Raw genomic sequence first — 1,697 nt, 5'->3', positions numbered from 1 at the left:
ACTCCCTCTGGCAGCGGGACCTGCTCGCCGACCACGAGGAGGACCAGCTCGCCCACTGGCGGGAGGCGCTCGCGCAGCTGCCCACCGAGGTCACCCTGCCCACCAGCCGGCCCCGCCCGGTCGTGGCCTCCTACCGCGGCGCCACCCACACCGTGCACTGCCCTGCGGAGACCCACCAGGCCCTCAGCACCCTGGCCAGGGAGCACGGCGTGACCCTGTTCATGGTGGCGCAGGCGGCCACCGTGGCCCTGCTGGCCCGTTCCGGGGCGGGCACCGACATCCCCCTCGGCTCGCTCGTCGCCGGGCGGACCGACGAAGCCCTGGAGGACCTGGTCGGGTTCTTCGTCAACACCCTCGTGCTGCGCACCGACGCCTCCGGCGACCCGACCTTCCGCGAACTCCTCGACCGGGTCCGGGAGACCGACCTCGGCGCCTGGGCCCACCAGGACCTGCCCTTCGACCGGCTCGTGGAGACCCTCAACCCCGAGCGCTCCGCCGCCCGGCACCCCCTCTTCCAGGTCATGCTGACCCTCGCCGAGGCCGCCGAGGCCGCGCCCCGGCTGCCGGGCGTCCGCGCCGAGACCCGGCAACTGAGCGCGGGAATCGCCAAGTTCGACCTCACCGTCAACTTCTACGAGCACCGCGACCGCGTCGGCCACCCCAACGGCCTCGACATCGTCCTCGAGTACGCCACCGACCTGTACGACCCCGACACCGTCGAGGCGGCCGGTGAGCGGCTGGCCCGGGTCCTGGACGCCGTCATCGCCGACCCGGACGTCAAGGTCGCCGACATCGAACTGCTCTCCTCGGCCCAGCGTCACGCCCTGCTCGCCGACTACAACGACACCGCCGTACCGCTCCCCGAGGGAGCCCTGCACGAGTTGTTCGCCGCCCAGGCCGCACGGACGCCGGACGCCGTGGCGCTGCAGTGCGGAGAGCGCGAGACGACGTACCGCGACCTCGACCGTGCGTCGGACGCCTTCGCCGCCCGGCTCGCCGCGCACGGAGTCGGGCCGGGTGGCGCCGTGGGCCTCTTCCTCGACCGGTCGGCGGAGTTCGTGGTCGCGGCCCTCGCCGTGCTCAAGGCGGGTGGCGCCTATGTGCCGCTGGACCCGCGCCAGCCGGAGGAGCGGCTCGCGTTCATCCTCGCCGACACGGGCGCGCCGCTCCTCGTCACCGATCGCCCCGCCCAGGACGTCGGGTTCGCCCGAGACCTGGACACGCTGCCGGCTCCCGACGTGCGGGCCCTTCTCGCCGAGACCGGCGCCGCCGCACCTGAACCGGCCGTCCACCCGGACCAGTTGGCGTACGTGATGTACACGTCGGGTTCGAGTGGTGTGCCGAAGGGTGTGGCGAACACCCATCGGAACGTGGTGGAGCTGGCGTTGGATCCGTGGTGGGCGTCGGGTTCGGGGGAGCGGCACCGTCGGGTGCTCGCGTACTCGCCGCTGGCGTTCGACTCCTCCACGTACGAGTTGTGGGTGCCGCTGCTCAGCGGTGGGACGGCGGTGGTGCTCAGCGCGCCGAAGGTGGACATCGGCGAGCTGGCGCGGGTGATCGTGGAGCAGCGGATCTCGGCGGTGTACTTCACGACCGCACTGTTCGACGCGATGGCGTCGGAGGCGGTGGAGTCCCTGTCCGGTCTGCGGGAGATCTGGACCGGAGGCGACGTCCTGTCCGCCCCGGCTCTCCGTCGG

Annotated in this window: 1 protein-coding gene; it reads left to right on the top strand. The window is 72.8% G+C overall.

Going from position 1 to position 1,697, the window contains the following annotated elements; translation table 11 throughout:
- A partial coding sequence (locus tag AOK00_RS08985; protein WP_159041713.1) for a non-ribosomal peptide synthetase occupies nucleotides 1–1,697 on the top strand: 1,697 nt, incomplete at both ends.

The sequence above is a fragment of the Streptomyces aureus genome (assembly GCF_001418135.1).
Taxonomy (GTDB): domain Bacteria; phylum Actinomycetota; class Actinomycetes; order Streptomycetales; family Streptomycetaceae; genus Streptomyces; species Streptomyces aureus_A.
The sequence above is the reverse complement of the archived record's forward strand: the minus strand, read 5'-3'. Positions and strand labels throughout refer to the sequence as shown.